We start from the raw sequence: 16,540 nt of genomic DNA, 5'->3' as shown, positions 1-16,540 counted from the left end.
AATCCGGGCCCTGCTGGGAAGTATGGAGCCGATGAGCGGAATTGAACCGCTGACCTACTGATTACGAATCAGTTGCTCTACCGACTGAGCTACATCGGCCAAAAAGGGACGCAATTATAGACTTGGATGGTCTGAAGGGTCCAGGTCGGCTGTTACTCTCTCGCTGCGTCCAGCGCATAGGGGGCGGGGTCGAGGATCGGCTCCCGTTGCAACACCAGGTCGGCCATCAGGCGCGCCGAGGCGGGGCCGAGCACCACGCCATTGCGGTAGTGGCCGGCGTTGAGGTAGAGCCCCTCCATGCCTGGCACTGGGCCGATGAAGGGGATGCCCTGGGGTGAGCCGGGGCGCAGTCCAGCCCAATGGTGTTCGACCGGGGCATCGGCCAGCGCCGGGTAGTGATCGCAGGCGAACTGCCGCAACTCCTTTTGAGTCTCGGTTGTGGTGGTCTTGTCGAAGCCTTTGTGTTCCAGGGTGCTGCCGACCAGCACCCGGCCGTCCAGGCGTGGGATCAGGTAGCGCTGGTTGTGCAGCAGGATGCGGTTGACCCTGCCGGGGTTGGTTTTGAGCAGGATCATCTGCCCCTTTACCGGCTCGATGGCCGGTGGGATGGCGGTTTCGGCGAGCAGCTTCTGGCTCCAGGCGCCGGCGCAGATGATGACCCGTTCACTCTCGATCTTGGTGGTGCCTACGCGCACCCCCTGAATCTTGCCATTATGGCTGATCAGCTCGGTGATTTCGTGTTCTTCAAGGATGTTGATGTTGTGATCAATGGCGAGTCGGGCGGCCTTGACCAGCCGCGGATTGCGGACTTGGGCGACCTCGGGCATCCAGATGCCGCCCCTGCCGCCGGTCTTTAGCCCGGTGTCGTAGCTGACTGCCTCGTCGGCGGTACAGGAGTGGAGCGCTATGGCGTGGCGTTTGCCCCAGCTGAGTGCCTGGGTCTTGTCCTCCACCTCAAGCACCAGTAGGCCGCTGCGTTGGTACTCGGGGTCGATGCCGCTCTCCTGGTGGAGGGCTGCGGCCAACGCCGGATAGCGTTGCTGGCTCCAGGTCGCCAGTGCGGTGACCGCATCGGCATAGCGCCAAGGGTAGAGAGGGGAGACGATGCCGCCGCCGGCCCAGGATGATTCCCGGCCGGTCTCACGGCGTTCGATTAGGGTGATACGCATGCCGGCCTGGGAGAGCTCGTGGGCGGTGAGCATGCCGATAATGCCGCCGCCGATGATGAGACAATCGCTCATGGTTACTGCCTTCAAAAAAATGGTGCTGCGGTTTTTCGTCAGAGGAAAAAACCGATACTCTTTTCATTCTCCATCCACGGCGGGTGTGCGTCCAGCTGCCCAGTGGCGTGTTTGGGGTGGATGATATTGTGGGTTTTATCACATTCAGGCGCACCGTGGTGCCGTTTGTCGGGCAGATGGGGCAGCTCATCGGAACAGCTACCCCGGCGTTCGTGAGGTTTGCTATACAGATGCACAAGATGAAAAGTACACAAGGTTTTACCCTGATCGAGGTGATGACGGCGCTGGTGGTCGGGCTGATCATGCTGCTGGTGGGGATCCCTGCCTACAACGCGTTGATGGCAAGCAACCAGGTGACGGCACACGTCAACGACTTTGCCGGTGCAATACAGCTGGCGCGCAGTGAGGCAGTGAAGCGGGGCGGGGCGGTCACCATCTGTCCGCAGGCGGCGAATGGCAGCTGCAGCGGCGCCTGGGCTAATGGCTGGATGGTCTTCCCCGATCGCGATGGCGCCGGCGTCCGGGATATGAATGACCGGGCAGAGGATCCGGTGCGAGTCTGGCAGGTCGCAGCTGGCGATGTCACACCGACCTTCACCAATATGCCGGCTTATATCCGGTTTCTTGCCAGCGGTGAGTTGGATACTACCAATGCAGCGGGTGGGATGACCTTCAGCTTCGAGTTTCCGCACTGTGAGGGCAACCAAGTGCGGCAGTTCGCGATCTCCACTACCGGTCAGATGACGGTAACGAAGACGAGTTGCACAAGCGGGAGTTGAGGTATGTTCAAGCGAAACGGCAAAGCATACAGGCGGCAGCGGGGGTTTACCCTGATGGAGGTGCTGGTGACGATGGTGATCCTCTCCATCGGTCTGCTCGGGGTGGCCGGGCTGCAGTTTCGCTCCCTGCAGGGCAATGTGGGGGGGATGGAGGGCACTCTGGCGACCCTGATGGCGCTGGATGCGGCCGACCGGCTGCGGGCCAATCCGGCCGGTGTGAGCGCAGGGAGTTACGATCTGGCGGTTGCCGATGGTAGTGATCCGAATTGTATCACCAGCACCTGCACGGCCGCACAGGTGGCGCAGTACGACATCTGGCAGTGGCGTACCGAGCGGCTCTCACAGCTGCCACAGGGCCAGGGTGTAATTTGCCTCGACAGCACCCCGGATGATGGCGCCTCGGCCGCTGAGCATGCGTGTGATGGCCTAAATCCCAATGGTGTCTATGCGATCAAGCTCTGGTGGGACCATGATAAGGATGCCTCTTTGGCTAACGATGCCACCCCGCTGCGCCGATATGTGTTGAGCCTGATCCCCTGAGGTGTTGCATGAATAGCTATCTGAAAAAATATCCGATGCGACGCCTCTGTCAGGGTCTGACCCTGGTGGAGTTGATGATCGCCCTGGTGCTCAGCCTGCTGCTGATGAGCGGCGCCATCTCTATCTTCATGTCGAGTAAACAGACCTTTAAGTTGGAGGAGAATGTCTCACGCATCCAGGAGAGCATGCGCTACGTCGCCTCCCGCTTTATCAACGACTTTGCTGGCGGTGGCTTCTACGGCTGTGCCCAATCCTCCAAGGACGGCAACTCCAATGTCACCAATGTGGTGAGCTACTCTGGTGGCGATGACTGGAAGACGCCTCTCTATGACTTCGCGCAGCCGCTGATCGGTGTGGAGGGTGCCAGCGGTGCTCCCGATTCGCTGACCATGCACTACGCCAAGGCGGGGGTGGCAGTGCCGGTTACCACGAGTATGGGTTCACAGACCGGATCGGTGCCAGTCGACCAGAATGTGGCCACATACAGTGAGCTGGAGGCGGGGGATATCATCTCCGTTAGCGACTGTGACGCGCTGGCGATCTTCATGTTGACCAATGATCCGGGCAACAGCGGTCTGCTGGCCCACGACACAAACACCACCCTCAATAACGTCAGCAATAGTGAGGCGGGGATCCAGCATGTATTTGGTGATACCCGCTTCTCGGCCGCCACGGTCTACGAGATGGAGGCGGTCAACTATCAGGTGCTCGCCACGGGGCCGGTCGGTAGCAAGATTAGCGGCCTGTTTGCCACACGCTTGGGGGGCGAGCGGCAGCTGCTGATTGCCGGGGTGCAGGATTTTCAGATCACCTATGGGGTGGATCAGGACAATGATGGTTCTGCCGATCGATATACCGACTGGGACTCAGTGGGCAGTGCCAATCTCGATTTAATCACCAGTCTGCGGATCTTTCTCGAGATCAATCCGGGCACGCCTGTGGCGGATAGCCAAGGCAAGATGGCCGACGATGAGACCCGCGAGTTCACCTTCACCATCAAACTGCGTAACCGTGGAGGCACCATATGAGGTTTCCATCCGTAATCAAACCGCATCGGCAGCAGCGTGGCGCGGTGCTGGTGCTGGCGCTGATGCTGCTGGTGATAATGACCGTGTTGGGCATCTCGGGCATCGGCAACTCGGTGCTGGAACAGCGCATGGCGGGCAACTTCCATCAGTCGAATACCGCGTTGCAGGCGGCGGAGGTAGCGCTGCGAGTGGCGGAGCGCTGGCTGACGGCCAACATCACCAGCACGGCAAACCTGAGTAGTTTCAAGAGTGGTAGCACCGGCCTCTATTCGGCGATGCGGCATACGGTCAATATCTCCCCGCCACTACAGGCGGAAGACTCAGACCGGATCTGTGCCGGCACCGAGTCGGGCGGCTGCAGATTCGATCCGATCCGTGAGGAGCACTGGTGCAACGATGCGAGTCCTCCCACCTGCCCGCTTGGCAAGGGCTATGTCACCCTGGGACAGGATGACTTGGGTACCGGAGTGCTGCCCAGCTTCGACCAACAGGTGGCACAGCAGCCACGCTTTATCATCGAGTATGTCGGTCCGGCCGACGTCAAGATCGATCTGACCATGGGCAAGGTGAGTGCCAGTACCAGTGCCAGGCAGGCCTTTCGCATCACCGCCATCGGCTGGGGGCAGGACCGCGCCGCCCGGCAGGTGTTGCAGAGCCACGTTTTGATGCCCTTGTGAATAAATAGGAGGAGGGCGGAATGAAAAGCAGACAGACCTATCGACCAAGCTGGCGGGCCGTTTCCGCACGCCGTTTTTCGCGTCTGGCTGGCGCCGCACTGTTGGTGATCTGCAGCAGCCAAGGGCAGGCGGCCCCCGGTCCGCTGGCGCAGGTTCCACTGTTTCTGGCGCAATCAGTGCAGCCGAATATCTTCTTCATGCTCGACGACTCGGGAAGTATGAGTTGGGAAGTGTTGTTTCGGGAGGGAGTCGATACCAACAGGTGGTCACCCCGTACTTACAACCGCTACAACATCCGTTTCAATCCTTACCATGATTCGTTTAGCGCTACGGAGCGGGAGTACGCCAAACTAACCCTGTGCGCCGGCTTCAACGTCATGGCCTATGATCCGAGTAAGACCTATACCCCTTGGCGTGGTGTCGATATCGATGGAAACGCCTTCACCGACCAGTCGATCACCAATGCCCGGATCCACCCCTTTACCGGTGAGGCCAGGGCCGGCCTAAGCTGTGAGTCGACCAGCAATAACTTTTCATTCGCTGGTAGCGCCAAAGACATCAAAGATACTACAGGTAATGCGGGCTATACGTGCGACCTGACCAGCGAATTCAACCCCGGCGGTGTCTTCTACTACCCTTGGAACGATGCAGATGGTGATGGGGAGTATGACGAGGGTGAGTGCCCCATTGCTGACGATAACGCGAGGGTCTGGGTCAATACCGATCTCACCGCTGAGCAGCAGACCAATTTCGCTAATTGGTTTAGCTACTATCGTAAACGCCACTATGTAATGAAGCGGGCGATCTCCGAGGTGATCGAAGATTCGCGGGCTCGCCTCGGCTTGGGGCTGATCAATCAGAACGATAGTGTGCCGGGCAGTGGTTCACGTGAGGTAGGCACCCCGGTCGCCTCGGTGGATACGTTTACCAACCCCGATAATAATGCCACCGAGACGGCCAACAAGGCTCAGATCATGGCGAACCTGCTGCGCGGCCGAGTCGGTGGTTCGACACCGCTGCGCCGCGGCTTGGCCCGGGTCGGTGAGTATTTCATCGGCTCAAGCGGGGCAGATAGAGATCTGTTTGGCTTCACGCTGGGTGATGATCCAAACAGCGCCAACGGCTTTTCGCCGATCTTAAAGGCCGATCTGGGCGGCACCTGCCAGCAGAATTTTGCAGTGCTGCTCTCCGATGGCTTCTGGAACGGGGATGACCCCGGCGTGGGCAATGCCGACAATGATGGTGTGCCTGGAGGCTATGATCAGGCCTCCTATGGCGATGCCTTCAGCAACACCCTGGCTGATGTCGCCATGCACTACTATGAGCGGGATCTGAACGGGAATCTTGCCAATAATGTGGGTGAGGTTGATCTCGATATTGGTACGGACAGTAATCCACAACAACATCTGGTGACCTTCACGGTGGCCTTTGGCGTCACCGGCAACATCCCCTTGAAAAAGGCAGATGGCAGCGACTGTCTGCCCGGTAACCGTACCGACAGCCTGGCCACCCAGAACTGGCCCAGCGAGTGCGACCCGACTCTCGCCACCGGCTGGCCGGAGGCTGTCGGCGATACAAGCACCGCCGTGGATGACATGCTGCACGCCGCCTGGAACGGTCGTGGCCTTTATCTCAATGCGAAGAATCCCGAAGACCTGATCGCCAGCCTCAACCGGGCGATTCAGGAGATCACCTCCCGCGACTCCTCTTCGGCGGCAGCGGTGGCGGTGGACACGGTGGATGTCAGCGGTGGTGGCAGGATCTTTCAGGGGCGCTTCAACTCATCAGATTGGAGTGGCGAACTCTATGCCGCCGTTATCGATGCCAATGGTGTGGGGGCGGATGTCTGGGCTGCCCATGAGCTGCTGGCAAACCGTGCTTCACCACGGGTGCTGATCACTCGCAATGACACCGGTGGTATCCCGTTTGCCTTTCCGGCGGACTATACCGCACCGGCAGCAAACGAGATGACCGCTGCCCAGGTGGCCGATATCCTGGCGGCCGATACCGATCGCTCCAGTTTTGCCGATGAACAAGCGTTTGGCGAGAGTCTGGTTGCCTATCTGGCTGGAGCAACCGCCAACGAAGGTGACAGTAGCGGCCAGTTCCGCGCGCGCGGCGGTCTGCTCGGTGACATCATCCACTCCTCGCCGGTGTTTGTTGGAGCCCCCAATCCTGGGCTCTATCCCGACGGCATAGAGGGTGGCGGTGTTAACTCCTACTATCAGTGGGCAAATGTTGATGCAGCCAATCGTATCCCGATGGTCTATGTGGGGGCCAATGACGGCATGCTGCACGGCTTCCGTGCAGAGGATGGTGAGGAGGTGTTCGGTTACTTTCCGCAGCAGCTGTTCTCCAGCGCGACCGGTAAAGGGCTGCATTGGCTGGCTGAGCAGGGCTATAGCCACCGCTACTATGTCGATATGACGCCGACGGTGGCGGATGTGTTCATCGATACCGGTGATGGTGCTGGTGCGAGTTGGCACACCATTCTGGTGGGTGGGTTGCGCGGTGGTGGTCGTGGCTTTTTCGCCCTGGATGTCTCCGATCCCAGTGAGTTCACTACTACTGCCGGCGCTGCAGCGAATGTGCTTTGGGAGTTCACCCATGATGATCTGGGCTATACCTACAGCGAACCGACCATCGTCAAGACCAACGGACCCATTGTGGATGGGGTGAATACTGGACGCTGGGCGGTCATCTTCGGCAGTGGCTATGAGCCGGGACCAGCATCTGATGGCAGGGCCAAACTGTTTATCAAGTTCCTCGACAACGCTTTACCATCAGAGATTGTGATCGACACCGGAGTGGGGTCGATCGTCAATGGTGATTGCCAGAGTGCGGCCAGTGACTGCAACGGTCTCTCCACCCCGTCGGTGATCGATCTGAACGGCGATGGTATTGCCGACCGGGTCTATGTTGGTGATCTGCATGGCAATCTCTGGGTGTTCGATATCTCCAATGCCACCTCGGCCCGCTGGGATGATGCGGATCAACACTACCGGCTGTTCAGCGCTCAGGATGAATTCGGTAACAGACAACCGATCACCACCCAGCCGGCGGTGGCTTTCCACCCAACCGAACGGGGCCTCTCCACCGAGCCCAACGTGATGGTGTTCATCGGTACTGGTCAGTATGTCGCGGAGGGTGACCCCAGCAGCACCGGTGTGCAGAGCTTCTACGGTGTCTGGGATGCGGGTGCGAGCGTCGGCACTCTGGGTTTGGACGGGGTCCTGACCAATTCAAGAGACCAACTGATCGAGCAGACCCTTGAAGAGTCCCTGCAAACCTTCGGTGAGGGGGCGGATGCCGTTGAGTTGACGGTGCGCCTGCTGAGCAGCAATCCGGTCGATTATGATACAAAGAAGGGCTGGTATGTCGATTTCAACACAGCCTCCTCCAACAGTAGAGAGCGGGTCATTGTCAATCCAGGCATCTTCGGTGATCTGGTTTTCTATACCACCCTTGTGCCGGCGGAGAATCTATGCGGCACCGGTGCTGGCTACAGCTGGTTGATGGTGCATGATCTTGCCAGTGGCGGTGAGCCTAGTTTTGTAGCCCTCGATGTCTCGGGTAACAGCAATTATGGCGCGGAAGACACGGTGAACGGCAGAGAGGTGGCAGGTGTGAAGTCTGACAATATCTGGTGGCAGCCCTCGATCGTGAAGTCGGGTCCCGGTGAGGAGGGCACTATCGAGCTGCCCACCGACCGGGAGCAAAATGATGCTAATGGTGGCGGAGGCGGTGGTGGTAGCGACAATGTGACCGTCGATTCGATGGATGTGCAGGGTGGCAGCAGTACAGGCACCCGCTCATCCTGGGCCCACTACCAGTTTTGATCTGCTTGGCCGGCATCGGGCCAGTTGGATAGGAGAAGCACATGAATGGCAATAAGCGCAGAATAGGCCGAGGCTGCTGGCTGCTGGCGGCGGCCTTGCTGATGAGTGCGGCGTTGCCTGCTGTGGCAGGCAACTATGCGGTCAGGCCCATGGCAGGCATGCCGGGTATGCCTGCGGCGCAGGGAGTCGAGATCTCTGGTCCCTTTGATGGGGTTAACCTCAAGAGACGACGGATCTGGATTGATGATACCGTCTTTTCTATGTCGAGAAAGCTCAGGGTGGTGGGCACATCGAAGAAGCTGGGGCTGCTCTCTGACCTGCGTCAGGGTGAAGCGATCAAGGCCCTGGTGACTCGTGGAGAAGATAAAAATGGCCTGCGGGAAGTGCTGGAGATCCGCCGCCAATAGGCCGGGATAAGGAGAGACAATGATGAGATTTGATCGCGCCAACCAGGGCTTCACCCTGATCGAACTGATGATCACCATTGCGGTGCTGGTGATTCTGGTGGGCATTGGCTATCCGCTCTACAGCGAACAGTTGCAGAAGGCCCGCCGGGTGGATGCGCGCAGCGGCCTGATGCGGTTGGCGATGGCGGAAGAACGCTTCTACGCTCTGAACGGCAGCTATGCCTCTCAGGTGGCTCTGGGCAACGAATTCACCAAGATCATGAGCGAACTCGATTACGATAACGATGTGGATGGCAATCCTGACTACTACAGTTTCAGCATCACCCTTGATCCCGATGGGGATGCTGCCACTCCCGACTACAGCATCACCGCTACTCGTGTCGGTGCCCAGGCGGGAGATAGCGGCGATACTGACTGCGATACCTTCACGATCACTGAGACGGGGGCCAAGTCGGCGACGAATAGTGCTGGCGATGACAATACGGCCAGGTGCTGGTAGGGCCTTAGGGTGAGGGCCGCCGGGCTCAGATATAGGGCGGCTGGTGGCCGCCGCGTATCATAGATTGAATCAAGGATGGTGTTGGGCGCAGCCCAACCTATACATGTGCCATGTTCAATTGCCGGGTTGGGAAGAGGGTGACCCGCAGCCCGATGCGGTGTTATAGACCTCAGTTGATCTGTTGGCGGCTGGCATAGAATTCAACCAAGGCGCGCCGGTCGCTCTCATCGAGTGTGTTGAAGCGGCGCGCCATCTTTTTGGTGGTTGGGCGTGCGTTTGCGATGAACAGCTCGAACTGCCGCTCCAGATAGGGTTTCCACTGACCGGCGATGATACCGGTGTCGTCCTCAGGAAAGGCGCCGCCATCATGGTGGCACTCTTCGCACTTCTCTTCGTGGATACGCGCGCCCAGCGCAGCCAGATCCGCGTCATACTTCTGTGTTGCTGGCCTGAATGGCTGCTTGGCAAAAAACTCACCCAGCGCTTTGATCTCTTCCGGCCTCAGGGATTGGGTGACCCGGTTCATGTCGGTCTTGCCCAGGTGGGGGGTTTGAATGCTCTTTCCCTTCCGGTCGCCATACTTGTAAGAGAGCAGGGAGTCGAGCAGGTTGTTGGTGGAGAAGCCAGCAATCGATGGGATCTGGGGGCGATCGCTGTTACCTGCTGTGCCGTGGCACTCTAGACACTTATCAGTGAGTGCGGGCAGGTCTGCCTGAGTGGTGATGGGTATTGAGGCCAGCAGCAACAGGGTGCTGACGACAGCGATGTTCGGTTTTATCCTGATCATGGTACTGCTTGGTCATGGACTCCACTCTACTACTTTAAGGGTAGTAGTATACTTAAAAATTCCCTCTGATTGTTGATTAGTCTCAATTTGTTTGAACCAGTGTGCGTCCGTGGGTCTCGCCATTGAGCATCTTTTCGAAGATTTTGGGCAGCTCTTCCAGAGTTACAACCTGGCCGACAATATCCTCCAGATGGCGCGGGTGCAGGTCTGTGGCAAGCCGTTGCCAGATCTCTTCGCGAATCGAATAGGGGCAGTCAGCGCTGTTGATGCCGAGCAGGCTGATACCACGGAGAATGAACGGCATCACCGTGGTATTGAGTTCGTGGCCGCCGGCCAGACCAATGGCAGCAATGGAGCCCCAGGGCCGCACCGACCGGGTCAGGCCGGAGAGCATGGCACCGCCCACCGTGTCGACAATTCCGCTCCAGACCCCTTTCTCCAAGGCATGATGCCCCAGTTGCAACTGCTCGCGGGTGATTACCTCGCTGGCGCCCAGATGCTCCAGCCAGGCATGCTGCTGCGGCTTGCCGCTGACAGCCGTCACCGCATAGCCTTCGCCGTCGAAGATATTCACCGCCAGGCTGCCAACCCCACCGCTGGCGCCGGTGACCAGGATCGGCCCCATCTCCGGGGTCTGACCGTTGGCCTCCATGCGGTGCAGCGCCAGCGCGGCGGTGAAGCCAGCAGTGCCCAGCGCCATCGACTCGAGAGGCCCCAATCCCTCCGGCATGGGCACCGCCCACTCTGCTGGAACCTTCAGGTATTCGGCATAGCCGCCGTCGTCGGTGGCGGAGAGGCCATAGCCGGTGACGATCACCTCGTCCCCCTCGCTGAAGCGCGGATCGTTCGACTGTGCCACCTCGCCACAGCTGTCGATGCCGCCGGTGAGCGGGAAATGGTGCAGGATCTTGCCGCGCCCGGTACCTGCCAGGGCATCTTTGTAGTTGATACTGGAGTAACGGGTGCGGATCAGGATCTCGCCTTGCTCGGGTTCGACCACCTCGAGCTGCTCGATGCCGGCGCTGTGTTTACCCTGATCGTTGTGGATGCGGAAGGCGTTGTAGTGGGGCATCTTGCTACTCCTCAATCACTGGGATCTTGCCGATCCGCGCCCGCCACTCGGCAGGGCCGCTGGTATGGACTGACTCACCCCGGCTATCCACCGCCACGGTGACCGGGAAGTCTTTCACCTCGAACTCGCGGATCGCCTCCATGCCGAGTTCCTCGAAGGCGACCAGGCGCGAGCTGCGGATCGCCTTGGAGACCAGATAAGCGGCGCCGCCCACCGCCATCAGATAGACCGCCTGGTGCTTTTTGATCGACTCGATACCACTCGGGCCGCGCTCCGACTTGCCGACCATGCCGATCAGCCCCAACTCGCCCAGCATCATCTCGGAGAATTTGTCCATGCGGCTGGCGGTGGTGGGACCGGCGGGGCCGACCACCTCGTCGCCCACCGGATCAACCGGGCCGACGTAGTAGATGAAACGGTTCCGCAGGTCGACTCCATCGGGTAGCGGTTCGCCCCTGGTTAGCAAATCAGCGATGCGCTTGTGGGCGGCGTCGCGGCCGGTGAGCAGCTTGCCGGAGAGCAGGATGCGCTCGCCGGGCCGCCAGTCGGCGATCTCTGCCTTGGTCAGGTTGTTGAGATCGACCCGGCGGGCGTCGTCGGAGGCCTCCCAGGTGACCGCGGGCCAATCCTCCGCTCGGGGTGGGGTCAGCTCGGCCGGGCCAGAGCCATCGAGGGTGAACTCGATATGCCGGGTGGCGGCGCAGTTGGGGATGATCGCCACCGGCAGCGAGGTGGCGTGAGTGGGGTAGTCGCTGACCTTTACGTCCAGCACCGTGGTTAGTCCGCCTAGTCCCTGGGCGCCGATGCCCAGCGCATTGATCTTCTCATGCAGCTCCAGGCGCAGCTCCTCGGCGCGGTTGGCGGGCCCACGCGCCTGCAGTTCGTGGATGTTGATCGGCGCCATCAGCGACTCCTTCGCCAGCAGCATCGCCTTCTCTGCCGAGCCGCCGATGCCGATGCCGAGCATCCCCGGTGGGCACCAGCCGGCCCCCATCAGTGGCACCTGCTCCAGCACCCAGTCGACCACCGAGGCAGAGGGGGTGAGCACCGCAAAGCGGCTCTTGTTCTCCGAGCCGCCCCCCTTCGCCGCCAGCTTCACCTCCAGTTTGTCGCCGGGAACCAGCTCCATGTGGATGATCGCTGGGGTGTTGTCCTTGGTATTGGTGCGGGCGCCGGCGGGGTCTGTGACCATGGAGTAGCGGAGCAGGTTGTCGGGGTGGCTGTAGGCGCGCCGTACCCCTTCGTTGACCATCGCTTCCACGCTCATCTGCGCATCCCACTGCAGTTCCATGCCGATCTTGAGAAACACCACGGCCATGCCGGTATCCTGGCAGATTGGCCGGTGGCCCTCGGCGCACATCCGTGAGTTGACCAGGATCTGCGCCATCGCATCTTTGGCGGCGGGGGACTCCTCCCGCTCCCAGGCCTCGCCCAAGGCGTGCAGAAAGTCAGCGGGGTGGTAGTAGGAGATGAACTGCAGCGCGTCGGCGATGCTCTGGATGAAGTCTTCCTGGCGGATAGTGGTCATGCGACGGCTCCTGTTGTGCGAATGGACGCATTATACCTGCAACAGCAGCCTGGCCGGATCTTCCAGATGTTGTTTGATGGTGACCAGGAACTGCACCGCCTCGCTGCCATCGATGATGCGGTGGTCGTAGGAGAGTGCCAGATACATCATCGGCCGGATCACCACCTTACCGTTCTCCGCCACCGGCCGCTGCTGGATCACATGCATGCCGAGGATTGCGCTCTGCGGTGGGTTGAGGATCGGTGTCGAGAGCATCGAGCCGAACACCCCACCGTTGGTGATGGAGAAGGTGCCGCCGGAGAGTTCATCAAAGCTCAGGGTGCCGCTCTTGGCCTTATGACCGAACGCCTTGATGCCCTTTTCGATCTGCGCAAAGCTGAGCTGATCGGCATTGCGCAGGATTGGTACCACCAGGCCACGCGGTGAGGCGACCGCGATGCCGATATCGTAGTAGCCGTGGTAGATGATGTCGCTACCGTCCACTGAGGCGTTTACCACCGGGAACTGTTTCAGTGCCTCTACCGCCGCGCGGACGAAGAACGACATGAAGCCGAGGCGCACCTCGTGCTGTTGTTCGAAGCGCTCCCGGTAGCGGGCGCGCAGCTCGGTGACGGTCTGCAGGTTGACCTCGTTGAAGGTGGTGAGGATGGCGGCGCTCTGCTGCACCTGCAGCAGCCGCTCTGCGATTCGCTGACGTAGCCGGGTCATTGCCACCCGCTGCTCCGGCCGGTCGTTGTCGATTATGTCGAGTGTCTCGTGGGAGTCCGCTAGCGCAGGCGGGGCGCTCTGGCGACTGGCTGCAAGGTGGGCCTCCACGTCACTCTTGAGTATCCGCCCATGCTTGCCTGAGCCTGTGATCTGATGAAAATCGAGCCGATGCTCATTGATCAGGCGGCGCACCGCGGGGGAGAGTGCCGGCTCCTCTTCGCTGATTGGTGTTTCAGCCTTGCTGCTGACGGCTGACTCGCCAACCTCGATCAGTGCTAGCAGCTCGTTGGCCTTGACCGTCTCTCCCTCGGCAACACGAATCTCGCTGAGTATGCCGCTGGCAGGGGAGGGCACCTCGAGCACTACCTTGTCGGTCTCCAGGTCGACCAGGGATTCGCCCTCTGTAATCGCCTCGCCCGGTTGTTTGTGCCAGCTGAGGATGGTGGCATCGGCCACCGATTCGGGCAGTTCGGGGACCAGGAGTTCTCGGCTCATAGTTGATTCACCATGGGATTCATCTCGGGGTTGATGCGGCCTGTGAGGGCCTCGTCGATCAGGGTCTGCTGCTGCTGTACATGCACCGGGCGGTAGCCCACTGCCGGTGCGGCGGTGCGTGGGCGGCCGACAAACCAGAGCCGCAGCCCAGCGGCAACCTGCTCAGCAAAGCGGTGTTTGATCTGATTCCAGGCGCCCTGGTTGAGCGGCTCCTCCTGGCACCAGATTAGCTCCTCAGCGTTTCGATAGGGGGCAATGGCTTGGGCGAAATCGTCGCTGGGGAAGGGATAGAGTTGTTCGATGCGGATGATGGCGGTGTCGGTGATGCCGCGGGAACGGCGCGTCTCCAGCAGTTCATAATAGAGCTTCCCAGCGCAGAGCACGATGCGCTTGACTGATTCAGGGTCGATTGCGTCGATCTCGCCGATGACGTTGAGGAAGCCATCTTCGGTAAAGGCCTGGATCGGGGAGGTGGCGAGCCGGTGGCGTAGCAGGCTCTTCGGTGTCATCACGATCAGCGGATGACGGAACGGGCGCAGGATTTGGTGCCGCAGCATATGAAATATCTGCGCTGGCGTGGTCGGCACGCAGACCTGCATGTTGGCGTTGGCGCAGAGCTGCAGATAGCGCTCCAGGCGGGCCGAGGAGTGTTCTGCGCCCTGGCCTTCGTAGCCGTGGGGCAGCAGCATCACCAGGCCGCACAGCAGCCCCCACTTCTCGCCGCCGGAGGAGATGAACTGGTCGATCACCACCTGGGCGCCGTTGGCGAAGTCGCCGAACTGGGCCTCCCACAGGGTCAGGGCGTTAGGCTCGGCGGTGGCGTAGCCATACTCGTAGCCGAGCACCGCCTCCTCCGAGAGCAGTGAGTCGATCACCAGAAAGTTTGCCTGGTCGTCGGCCAGATGCTGCAGGGGGATATGGGGAGTGCCGTCGACCTGATTATGGATCACCGCGTGGCGGTGAAAAAAGGTGCCACGCCCTGCATCCTGACCGGAGAGGCGCACCGGGCAGCCCTCGGTGAGCAGCGAGGCGTAGGCGAGGGTCTCACCGAAGCCCCAGTCGATCAGCTGGTCGCCGTTGGCCATGCGCTGGCGCTCGCGCCAGATCTTCTCCACTCGGGGGTGCAGTTCAAACCCGCTGGGAAGTTCGAGCAGTCGCTGAGCGAGGGATTTGAACTGCTCTGTCGGTAGTGAGGTCGTGGCTGGGCAGGTCCAGGCCACACTGTGAAAATGCCTCCAGTCCACCGCAAAGCGGTTCTTCACCGCGCAGATCACCGGGCGGGATACCACCCGTCCCTGCTCCAGTGATTTGCGATAGTTTTCCACCATTGCCTGGGCCTGGGATGGGCTGATGATGCTGTCGGCTATCAGTTGCTGAGTGTAGATCTCGCGCACCGTGGGATGGCGGCGGATCTTCTTATACATCTCCGGCTGGGTGACCGCCGGTTCGTCCGCTTCATTGTGGCCGAGGCGACGGTAGCAGACCATGTCGATCAGCACGTCCTTGTTGAAGCGGAAACGGAAGTCGAGCGCCAGTCGGGTGACAAACAGTACCGCCTCCGGGTCATCGCCATTCACGTGGAAGATGGGAGCCTGCACCATCTTTGCTACATCGGTGCAGTAGAGGGTGGAGCGGGTGTCGAGGGGATTGCTGGTGGTGAAGCCGATCTGGTTGTTGATGATGATGTGGACGGTGCCGCCGGTGCTAAAGCCGCGGGTCTGGGAGAGGTTGAGGGTCTCCATCACCACCCCTTGGCCGGCGAAGGCAGAGTCGCCGTGGATCTGCACCGGCAGCACCTGTTCGCCCTTGCGATCGCCGCGGCGCTGCTGACGGGCGCGCACCGAGCCCTCGATCACCGGGTTGATGATCTCCAGATGGGAGGGGTTGAAGCCGAGGGCGATATGTACGATGCCGCCGGGGGTGTCGATGTCGGTGGAGAAGCCCTGGTGGTATTTGACGTCACCGACGTAGCGCGCTGGGTCACGCTCAATGCGGCCTTCGAACTCGTCGAAGATCTCCTGTGGCGGCTTGCCGAGGATGTTGGTCAGCACGTTGATCCGGCCGCGATGGGCCATGCCGATCACTGTCTCTTCGACTCCATTGCGCCCGGCGTGCTGGATCAGCTCATCGAGCAGCGGGATCAGGCTCTCGCCGCCTTCGAGGGAGAAACGCTTCTGCCCCACGTAGCGGGAGTGGAGGTGTTTTTCGATCCCCTCGGCGGCGGTGAGCAGGGTCAGTAGCCAGCGTTTCTCATCGACACTGGCCCCCTCGATTCGGGGGCGGCCCTCGATACGCTCCTGAATCCAACGCTTCTCGTGGGTGTTGGTGATGTGCATGTACTCCGCACCGATGGTGCCGCAGTAGACGCGCCGGACTAGCTCGATGATCTGTTTCAGCGGCATCCGGTCGGGGGCCGCCAGGGAGCCGGTGTTGAAGTGGGTGGCGGGATCGAGCCGGTCGAGTTGCAGGAAGGCCGGGTCGAGGTCGGGGACCGCGGGTTGGGGGCGCAGTTTGAGTGGATCGAGGTTGGCGTTCTGATGACCGCGCACCCGGTAGCCGTTGATCAGTCTGAGCACTGCGGTCTGCTGTTCTGCCGCTAGTGGCGACAGGCAGTGTTGGGCTGAGCTGGTGTTGGCGCGCTCGCGAGCTAGTTTGCGAAAGGTCTCGCGGACTGGGGCGTGCGGAGTGTCGACCTCTTCGCGTCTATTCAGCCGTGCGAACCGGCTTCGCCAGTCCTCTGGTACGCTCTCCGGGTCACGAAGATACTCTTCGTATAGAGCCTCGATAAATGCTGCATTGGCACCGGAGTAAGCAGAATCGATTTGGAGTTGTGTGAACAAATGACAAATCTCGGCATGAAAAGGCTGGAAATGGGTATAATGCCGCGTTTTGCTGTCGCCTATTGGTTAGGATGTTAGCACAGGGATCGAACATGGTTTG

General features: G+C 60.5%; 13 protein-coding genes and 1 tRNA gene. 7 read left to right on the top strand and 7 right to left on the bottom strand.

From position 1 onward, the window contains the following. Window positions 1-23: 23 nt before the first annotated feature. Together L0Y14_RS13960 and thiO are read right to left on the bottom strand one after the other, a co-directional pair. Window positions 24-99: transfer RNA gene (locus L0Y14_RS13960), tRNA-Thr, on the bottom strand. A gap of 53 nt (window positions 100-152) precedes the next feature. Beyond that, window positions 153-1,241, bottom strand: a complete 1,089-nt coding sequence (thiO, locus tag L0Y14_RS13955; protein WP_006474748.1) for a glycine oxidase ThiO — start codon at window positions 1,239-1,241, stop codon at window positions 153-155. Window positions 1,242-1,480: 239 nt separating this feature from the next. Here thiO and L0Y14_RS13950 point away from each other — a divergent pair, with 239 nt between their 5' ends. Genes L0Y14_RS13950 through L0Y14_RS13920 form a run of 7 tightly spaced genes read left to right on the top strand, consistent with a single transcriptional unit; the run spans window position 1,481 to window position 9,010 of the window. Further along, window positions 1,481-2,020 (top strand): GspH/FimT family pseudopilin, encoded by a 540-nt coding sequence (locus L0Y14_RS13950; protein WP_240991645.1) that lies wholly within the window; start codon window positions 1,481-1,483, stop codon window positions 2,018-2,020. 3 nt (window positions 2,021-2,023) lie between these two features. Then, a complete protein-coding gene (gene pilV / locus L0Y14_RS13945) occupies window positions 2,024-2,560 on the top strand; it encodes a type IV pilus modification protein PilV (RefSeq protein WP_005959911.1) in 537 nt (178 codons plus the stop codon). A gap of 8 nt (window positions 2,561-2,568) precedes the next feature. Next, window positions 2,569-3,588, top strand: coding sequence for a PilW family protein (locus tag L0Y14_RS13940; RefSeq protein ID WP_251859216.1), 1,020 nt, complete (start codon window positions 2,569-2,571; stop codon window positions 3,586-3,588). Next, window positions 3,585-4,265: a pilus assembly PilX family protein gene (locus tag L0Y14_RS13935; RefSeq protein ID WP_005959740.1), complete on the top strand. Its 681-nt coding sequence runs from the start codon at window positions 3,585-3,587 to the stop codon at window positions 4,263-4,265. The genes L0Y14_RS13940 and L0Y14_RS13935 overlap by 4 nt, the downstream gene beginning before the upstream one ends. A 20-nt stretch (window positions 4,266-4,285) precedes the next feature. Next, the gene (locus tag L0Y14_RS13930) at window positions 4,286-8,104 is read left to right on the top strand and encodes a pilus assembly protein (protein ID WP_006474754.1); all 3,819 of its coding nucleotides are present in this window, start codon (window positions 4,286-4,288) and stop codon (window positions 8,102-8,104) included. 41 nt (window positions 8,105-8,145) lie between these two features. Beyond that, window positions 8,146-8,511 (top strand): hypothetical protein, encoded by a 366-nt coding sequence (locus tag L0Y14_RS13925; protein ID WP_005959744.1) that lies wholly within the window; start codon window positions 8,146-8,148, stop codon window positions 8,509-8,511. 19 nt (window positions 8,512-8,530) lie between these two features. Continuing rightward, window positions 8,531-9,010 carry a type IV pilin protein gene (locus tag L0Y14_RS13920; RefSeq protein WP_005959745.1) on the top strand — a complete coding sequence of 160 codons (480 nt, stop codon included), beginning with the start codon at window positions 8,531-8,533 and terminating at the stop codon, window positions 9,008-9,010. 169 nt (window positions 9,011-9,179) lie between these two features. Here L0Y14_RS13920 and L0Y14_RS13915 read toward each other — a convergent pair whose 3' ends face one another. From L0Y14_RS13915 to L0Y14_RS13895, 5 genes are all read right to left on the bottom strand, one after another. Then, window positions 9,180-9,797, bottom strand: coding sequence for a c-type cytochrome (locus L0Y14_RS13915; RefSeq protein ID WP_005959746.1), 618 nt, complete (start codon window positions 9,795-9,797; stop codon window positions 9,180-9,182). An 82-nt stretch (window positions 9,798-9,879) separates the two neighbouring features. Then, window positions 9,880-10,869 carry an oxidoreductase gene (locus L0Y14_RS13910; RefSeq protein ID WP_006474755.1) on the bottom strand — a complete coding sequence of 330 codons (990 nt, stop codon included), beginning with the start codon at window positions 10,867-10,869 and terminating at the stop codon, window positions 9,880-9,882. A gap of 4 nt (window positions 10,870-10,873) precedes the next feature. Beyond that, on the bottom strand, window positions 10,874-12,397 hold the full coding sequence (locus L0Y14_RS13905) for a fumarate hydratase (RefSeq protein WP_006474756.1): 1,524 nt from the start codon (window positions 12,395-12,397) through the stop codon (window positions 10,874-10,876). Between the two features lie 30 nt (window positions 12,398-12,427). Next, entirely contained in the window at window positions 12,428-13,600 is a 1,173-nt protein-coding gene (gene odhB, locus L0Y14_RS13900; protein WP_006474757.1) for a 2-oxoglutarate dehydrogenase complex dihydrolipoyllysine-residue succinyltransferase, read from the bottom strand. Then, window positions 13,597-16,449, bottom strand: coding sequence for a 2-oxoglutarate dehydrogenase E1 component (locus tag L0Y14_RS13895; RefSeq protein ID WP_050799380.1), 2,853 nt, complete (start codon window positions 16,447-16,449; stop codon window positions 13,597-13,599). The genes odhB and L0Y14_RS13895 overlap by 4 nt, the downstream gene beginning before the upstream one ends. Window positions 16,450-16,540: the final 91 nt, after the last annotated feature.

It is taken from the genome of Candidatus Endoriftia persephonae (genome assembly GCF_023733635.1).
Lineage (GTDB): Bacteria > Pseudomonadota > Gammaproteobacteria > Chromatiales > Chromatiaceae > Endoriftia > Endoriftia persephonae.
This window is presented reverse-complemented; position numbering and strand designations above follow the sequence as displayed.

Excerpts from the sequence above, each read along its gene's own strand:
- thiO (WP_006474748.1), bottom strand. The coding sequence starts at position 1,241 with ATGAGCGATTGTCTCATCATCGGCGGCGGCATTATCGGCATGCTCACC.
- L0Y14_RS13950 (WP_240991645.1), top strand. The coding sequence starts at position 1,481 with ATGAAAAGTACACAAGGTTTTACCCTGATCGAGGTGATGACGGCGCTG.
- pilV (WP_005959911.1), top strand. The coding sequence starts at position 2,024 with ATGTTCAAGCGAAACGGCAAAGCATACAGGCGGCAGCGGGGGTTTACC.
- L0Y14_RS13940 (WP_251859216.1), top strand. The coding sequence starts at position 2,569 with ATGAATAGCTATCTGAAAAAATATCCGATGCGACGCCTCTGTCAGGGT.
- L0Y14_RS13935 (WP_005959740.1), top strand. The coding sequence starts at position 3,585 with ATGAGGTTTCCATCCGTAATCAAACCGCATCGGCAGCAGCGTGGCGCG.
- L0Y14_RS13930 (WP_006474754.1), top strand. The coding sequence starts at position 4,286 with ATGAAAAGCAGACAGACCTATCGACCAAGCTGGCGGGCCGTTTCCGCA.
- L0Y14_RS13925 (WP_005959744.1), top strand. The coding sequence starts at position 8,146 with ATGAATGGCAATAAGCGCAGAATAGGCCGAGGCTGCTGGCTGCTGGCG.
- L0Y14_RS13920 (WP_005959745.1), top strand. The coding sequence starts at position 8,531 with ATGATGAGATTTGATCGCGCCAACCAGGGCTTCACCCTGATCGAACTG.
- L0Y14_RS13915 (WP_005959746.1), bottom strand. The coding sequence starts at position 9,797 with ATGATCAGGATAAAACCGAACATCGCTGTCGTCAGCACCCTGTTGCTG.
- L0Y14_RS13910 (WP_006474755.1), bottom strand. The coding sequence starts at position 10,869 with ATGCCCCACTACAACGCCTTCCGCATCCACAACGATCAGGGTAAACAC.
- L0Y14_RS13905 (WP_006474756.1), bottom strand. The coding sequence starts at position 12,397 with ATGACCACTATCCGCCAGGAAGACTTCATCCAGAGCATCGCCGACGCG.
- odhB (WP_006474757.1), bottom strand. The coding sequence starts at position 13,600 with ATGAGCCGAGAACTCCTGGTCCCCGAACTGCCCGAATCGGTGGCCGAT.